This window comes from Bartonella capreoli, from assembly GCF_902813205.1.
Taxonomy (GTDB): Bacteria; Pseudomonadota; Alphaproteobacteria; order Rhizobiales; family Rhizobiaceae; genus Bartonella; species Bartonella schoenbuchensis.
Genome location: NZ_CADDZX010000210.1, coordinates 1 through 452 on the forward strand (window position 1 = coordinate 1; position 452 = coordinate 452).

Genomic DNA, 452 nt, shown 5'->3' on the forward strand with positions numbered 1-452 from the left:
ATAAAATTGTAATGCTTTTGTAATTGGTTCCTTGGAATCTTGTAACAAGAAATTAAAAACTGTATCATATTTTACCATGAAGACTCAGAGGTTCTATCATGAAGCTTTTCTGCGGCAATTCTAATCCACGCCTTGCTGAAGATGTTACAAATTATTTAAATATCCCCTTAGGCAAAGCAACTGTGAAACGCTTTGCTGATCAAGAGATTTTCGTAGAATTACATGAAAATGTACGCGGACAAGATGTGTTTGTTTTACAATCTTCGTCCTATCCCGCAAACGATCATTTAATGGAATTACTCATCATGATTGACGCTCTCCGTCGTTCTTCGGCGCGTCGTATCACAGCTGTTATACCCTATTTTGGTTACGCCCGCCAAGATCGTAAGCCCGGACCACGGACCCCTATTTCTGCAAAACTCGTTGCTAATCTGATTACTGAAGCAGGAGCC

1 protein-coding gene is annotated in these 452 nt (G+C 40.3%); it reads left to right on the forward strand.

Annotation, left to right across the window (positions count from 1 at the left end):
• Positions 1-98 precede the first annotated feature (98 nt).
• The coding region (gene prs / locus J7R05_RS08090) for a ribose-phosphate diphosphokinase (protein WP_208541859.1) at positions 99-452 on the forward strand (354 nt) is incomplete at its 3' end.